Origin of the sequence: Mycolicibacter senuensis (assembly GCF_003284925.1) — a bacterium.
Taxonomy (GTDB): domain Bacteria; phylum Actinomycetota; class Actinomycetes; order Mycobacteriales; family Mycobacteriaceae; genus Mycobacterium; species Mycobacterium algericum_A.
Genome location: NZ_QMEX01000198.1, coordinates 1 through 5,288, shown reverse-complemented (window position 1 = coordinate 5,288; position 5,288 = coordinate 1). Strand labels below are relative to the sequence as shown.

Here is a 5,288-nt window from a genome sequence, read left to right as displayed (position 1 = left end):
GGCCCGCCCGCAGTGTGGGCCAGGCCCCGGGTCAGGCGCTCTCGGTGGGTCAGCTGGGTCTCCTTGGACAGGCGCATGATCCAACGCTACCCGTGACGCAGCCCACGCCGCCGGGAATGGCACACTGTGATGCCATGACCACCAGCCCTATCGCCACCGCAACCGCCACGATGCACACCAACCGCGGCGACATCAAGATCGCGCTGTTCGGCAACCACGCCCCCAAGACCGTCGCCAACTTCGTCGGCCTGGCGCAGGGGACCAAGGAGTACTCCACCACCAACGCCTCCGGCGGCTCGTCGGGCCCGTTCTACGACGGCGCGGTGTTCCACCGGGTGATCGGCGGCTTCATGATCCAGGGCGGCGACCCGACCGGCACCGGTCGCGGCGGACCCGGGTACAAGTTCGAGGACGAGTTCCACCCCGAGCTGGTGTTCGACAGGCCTTATCTGCTGGCGATGGCCAACGCCGGTCCCGGCACCAACGGCTCGCAGTTCTTCATCACCGTGGGCCAGACCCCGCACCTGAACCGCAAGCACACCATCTTCGGCGAGGTCGTCGATCCGGACTCGCGCGGCGTCGTCGACGCCATCGCCAACACGGCGACCGACCGGGGCGACCGGCCCACCGAGCCGGTGGTGATCGAGTCGGTCACGGTCTCCTAGCGCCCGGTTGTTCGGACGCTGTCAGGGGCCGGTGTAGCCGGCCGCCGACAGGACAGCGAACACGTCGCGGGGATCGGTGCCCAGATCCCAGCGGGACAGGATGAGCAGATCGTCGTCAGCCGTCTCGATCTCCAGCAGGTGTTGCGTCCGCCCGATCCGCTGGAAGTCGGTGACGCGGACCCGGGTGAGGTCGCCGGGGGTCAGCAGCCGGGTGCGCCACCAGCCGCGCAGCACCAATCCCTGACCGGTTAGCGCCAGCCGTGGCCGCGACCGCCAGGAGAAACCGGCAAACACCAGCATTCCGATTCCGGCGAGGCCTGCCAGCAGCCGCCCCGGCAAGTCTGTGGCGAGCGTCACAGCACTGATAGCTAACACCGCGCCGGCAAGCGCGCAACCAGCGATTCCGCGGGCGGGCGGCGCCCACTGGGTTTGCTGGCGGCGGTCGTCAGTCAATGCGACCTGCGGTTTTGAGGTTATCTACAGGGGTTGTCCACAATGGGGATGAATCACATCGTTGTGATTGGGCAACCGCTTGGTTACCCAGCTGGCATCGCCGACGACATGACATAACCGAAATCCCAGGCCGGATCGGCTCAACGCCACCGCATGGTGAGCAACAGCCCGGTGATCATGAAAGCAAACGCGATCGCGTAATTCCACGGGCCCAGCTCGGCCATCCAGTTCAGCGCCGCCGGGGTGTCCAACCCGGTGGCGGCCAACTGATACACCATCAGCCACACCAGCCCGAAGAGCATCAGCCCTAGAAACAGCGCGACGAACCAGACGCTCGACGGCCCGCCCTTGACCTTGACCGGGGTGCGGCTCACCGACGAGGGGGTGAAGCTGGTCTTCTTGCGAACCTTCGACTTGGGCATCGGTACCTCGGGACAGTGCGGCGGTGAAGCTGCGAGTATGGGTCGCGTACGAGATTAACCCAGCCGGGCACCCACCCGAGAATTGGAGAGCCGATGAACGGCGCGTCCCCGGGCCGCAGTTCCGCATGGCGGATCGGCGTCCCGCTGGTGTGTCTGTCGGCCGGACTGCTGTTGGCCGCCACCCACGGGGTCTCGGGGGGCAAGGAGATCCGCCGCGGCGACGCGCCCCGCCTGGTCGATTTGGTCCGTGCCACCCAGTCCACGGTCGAAGAGCTCACCGACAACCGGGACACGCTGGCCGAGGCCGTGGGCTCGGTGCACGGCCGGGGCGCCGGTGCGGCGCTGTCAGCGATGCGCAACCGCACCGATCAACTGGCCGAGGCCGCCGGGTTGGGGGCCGTCTACGGGCCCGGCCTGGTGGTGACCCTCACCGATGCCCAGCGCGACGCCAACGGTCGCTTCCCCCGAGACGCCTCCCCCGACGACCTCGTGGTCCACCAACAGGACATCTCGGCCGTGCTCAACGCGATGTGGAGCGCCGGCGCGGAAGCCATCCAGATGCAGGATCAGCGGATCACCGCGGAGTCGGCGCCGCGGTGCGTCGGCAACACCCTGCTGCTGGGCGGCCGGACCTACAGCCCGCCCTATGTGATGACGGCGATCGGCGACCCCGACGCGATGCAGGCCGCGTTGGCCGCCGCTCCCCTGGTCACGCTCTACAAGCAGTACGTGATCCGGTTCGGCCTGGGCTACAGCGAGCAGGTCAGCACGGATCTGCAGGTGGTCGAGACGCCGAGACCCGCCCGGATGCGCTACGCCGTCCCGGCCGGCCCGATCGACTACTGAGCCCTGCGGGCCGGCAACGCGACGGTAGCCTGTCAGCGTGCGGATCCTGGTCGTCGACAACTACGACAGCTTTGTGTTCAACCTGGTGCAGTACCTGGGCCAGTTGGGTGTGCAGGCTGCCGTCTGGCGCAACGACGACGCCCGGCTGGCCGGCCCGGCCGCGCCGGACCAGGTGGTGGCCGACTTCGACGGCGTATTGCTGAGCCCCGGACCGGGCACCCCGGAGCGCGCCGGGGCGTCGATCCCGGTGGTCGAGGCGTGCGCCGCGGCCCGGATCCCGGTGCTGGGGGTCTGTCTGGGCCATCAGGCGATCGGTGTCGCGTTCGGCGCCACGGTGGGGCGTGCGCCGGAATTGTTGCACGGCAAGACCAGTACCGTCTTCCACTCCGACACCGGGGTGCTCAAGGGTCTGCCGGACCCGTTCACCGCCACCCGTTACCACTCATTGACGATCCTCCCCGAGACGTTGCCCGCCGCGCTGGAGGTCACCGCCCGCACCCGCGGCGGGGTGATCATGGGTGTGCGGCACACCGGGCTGCCCATCCACGGCGTGCAGTTCCACCCGGAGTCCATCCTCACCGAGGGCGGTCACCGGATGCTGGCCAACTGGCTGGAGGCCTGCGGCTATCCGTGCGACGAGGCGTTGGTGCAGCGGCTGGAGGACGAGGTCGCCGCCACCGTGCAGAGCGCCCGCAGCCCCGCCGGTGGGGCGCAGCCGATCGCAAGCGCGACGTAGTCGGGCGCAGCGGGTCGGCTATTGGCCGAAGCGCAGCGTGATGTTGCCGTCGGTGTTGACGCCCTGGCCGGCCGCGGGACTCTGGTAGACCACCCGGTTGTGGCCGGAGCCGCCGGCGTCGACGTCGGCGCCCTTGATCAACATCCCGGTCCAGCCCAGCGCCCGTAGCTGCGGTTCGGCATCGGTCCAGAACATCCCGGCCAGATCCGGCATGACGAACTGGTTGCCGCGCGACACCTGCAGCTCGATCACGCCGTCGACGGGTGCGGTCTCACCGCTCGGCGGGCTGGTGCCGATCACCACACCGGCCGGGCGCGGACTGTCCACCGCCACCTCGGTGATCTTGGTGAAGCCATAGACGGTCAGGTTCTTCTGCGCGAGCTCCACCGTCTGGCCGGTGACGTCCGGGACGGGTTTGGTGGCCGGGCCGGAGCCCATCACGATCACGATCTCATTGGTGATCGCGGTCGTCTGGTTGGCCGGCGGGTTGGTGCCGACGACCTTGTCCTTGAGTTCCGGTGTGGAAGGCGAGTCGACCTGCTTGAACTTGCCGAAGCCGGCGGCGGTGAGCTTCTTGACCGCGTCGGCGTAGCTCAGCGAGGCCACGTCGGGCACCTGCCGCTGCTCGGGGCCGTAGGACACGTTGACGGTGATCTTGTCGCCCTTGTTCGCCGGGGCGCCGGCGGGCGGCTCCGTGCTGATCACGTGATCGGGCGGCACGTCGGAGTCGGCGCGCTGCTCGGTGCGGGTCTTGAAGCCCTTGTTCTGCAGCTCGGCGATCGCATCGACCGACGCCCGGCCACTGACGTCGGGCACCTGGATCTGGTGGGTGCGGCCGCCGAAACTGTTGATCGACACCGTGACGATGACCGTCAGCACCGCCAGCACGATCGCCGCTATCAGCCACCGACCCACCGAACCCGGACGCTCGTGGCCGAAGTCGAGTTCCTGGCGCGGCAGCGGATCGGTGGGAGCCCCGGAGCCGCCACCCGCCCGGGAGGCCAGCAGGGAGGCGCGATCGGCCTCGGTGAGCACCCGGGGAGCTTCCGGCTTCTCCCCGTTGTGCACCCGCACCAGGTCGGCGCGCATCTCGGCGGCCGTCTGGTAGCGGTTGTCCGGATTCTTCGCCAGCGCCTTGAGCACCACCGCATCCAGGTCGGCCGACAACCCTGGCCGGCGCTGCGACGGCGGCACCGGGTCTTCGCGGACGTGCTGGTAGGCCACCGCCACCGGTGAATCACCGATGAAAGGCGCGTCGCCGGTGAGGATTTCGTACAGCACGCAGCCCAGCGAGTAGACGTCCGAGCGGGCGTCGACGGGTTCGCCGCGGGCCTGCTCGGGCGACAGGTACTGGGCGGTGCCGATCACCGCCGCCGTCTGGGTGACGCTGTTGCCGGCGTCGGCGATCGCGCGGGCGATGCCGAAGTCCATCACCTTCACCGCGTTGTGCTTGTCGATCATGATGTTGGCCGGCTTGACGTCGCGGTGGATGATGCCGTGCTGGTGGCTGAAATTCAGCGCCTGGCAGGCATCGGCGATCACCTCGATGGCGCGGATGGGCGGCATCGGGCCTTCGTTCTGCACGATGTCGCGCAGCGTCACACCCTCGACGAGTTCCATCACGATGTAGGGCAGCGGACCGGCCGGGGTGTCGGCTTCCCCGGTGTCGTAGACGGCGACGATCGCCGGGTGGTTCAGCGCGGCGGCATTCTGCGCCTCGCGGCGAAACCGCAGATAAAAGCTCGGGTCGCGGGCCAGGTCGGCACGCAACACCTTGACGGCCACGTCGCGGTGCAGCCGGGTGTCGACCGCGCGGTGCACTTCCGACATGCCGCCGAAGCCGAGGATCTCACCGAGTTCATAGCGGTCGGAGAGCCGCTGCGGGGTGGTCATCGTGCGACCTTCGACCAGGTCCAGCCCGAGGAGTGCGCGGGCGGAGCCGCCGGTTGCGACTCGACGTTGGACGACTCGACCGGCGGCCCACCGGTGTCGGTGACGGTCGCCGGGGCCAGCGAGCCCCCCGGACTCTTGGCGTTGACCACGATCAGCACCGCGATGATGATCGCCAGCGTGCCCAGCACCCCGGCCGCCCACAGCAGGGCGCGCTGCCCGGCGGTGAAGGTGCGCCGGGGCGCCGGCGGACGGTGGTTACCGGTACCGGTGCGG

At 69.2% G+C, this 5,288-nt stretch carries 6 protein-coding genes and 1 pseudogene; 3 read left to right on the top strand and 4 right to left on the bottom strand.

The features are described from left to right. The first annotated feature begins 116 nt into the window (after window positions 1-116). Complete coding sequence (locus tag DQP56_RS22435; RefSeq protein WP_112689178.1) at window positions 117-665, top strand: peptidylprolyl isomerase; 549 nt, start codon at window positions 117-119, stop codon at window positions 663-665. Window positions 666-686: 21 nt separating this feature from the next. Here the strand turns inward: DQP56_RS22435 and DQP56_RS22430 are convergent, their stop codons facing one another. Both DQP56_RS22430 and crgA read right to left on the bottom strand, forming a co-directional pair. Then, window positions 687-1,022 carry a PH domain-containing protein gene (locus tag DQP56_RS22430; RefSeq protein ID WP_234825791.1) on the bottom strand — a complete coding sequence of 112 codons (336 nt, stop codon included), beginning with the start codon at window positions 1,020-1,022 and terminating at the stop codon, window positions 687-689. A gap of 236 nt (window positions 1,023-1,258) precedes the next feature. Further along, window positions 1,259-1,540, bottom strand: a complete 282-nt coding sequence (gene crgA, locus DQP56_RS22425; protein WP_013826956.1) for a cell division protein CrgA — start codon at window positions 1,538-1,540, stop codon at window positions 1,259-1,261. Between the two features lie 93 nt (window positions 1,541-1,633). Between crgA and DQP56_RS22420 the strand changes: the two genes are divergently transcribed. After that, the gene (locus DQP56_RS22420; RefSeq protein WP_112689174.1) at window positions 1,634-2,386 is read left to right on the top strand and encodes a DUF881 domain-containing protein; all 753 of its coding nucleotides are present in this window, start codon (window positions 1,634-1,636) and stop codon (window positions 2,384-2,386) included. Between the two features lie 37 nt (window positions 2,387-2,423). After that, window positions 2,424-3,122 (top strand): aminodeoxychorismate/anthranilate synthase component II, encoded by a 699-nt coding sequence (locus DQP56_RS22415; protein ID WP_112689172.1) that lies wholly within the window; start codon window positions 2,424-2,426, stop codon window positions 3,120-3,122. Between the two features lie 18 nt (window positions 3,123-3,140). Here the strand turns inward: DQP56_RS22415 and pknB are convergent, their stop codons facing one another. Continuing rightward, window positions 3,141-5,015 carry a Stk1 family PASTA domain-containing Ser/Thr kinase gene (gene pknB / locus DQP56_RS22410; protein ID WP_112689170.1) on the bottom strand — a complete coding sequence of 625 codons (1,875 nt, stop codon included), beginning with the start codon at window positions 5,013-5,015 and terminating at the stop codon, window positions 3,141-3,143. Further along, window positions 5,012-5,288, bottom strand: a pseudogene (locus tag DQP56_RS25795) (serine/threonine protein kinase); the annotation flags it as partial. The gene pknB and the pseudogene DQP56_RS25795, both read right to left, overlap by 4 nt.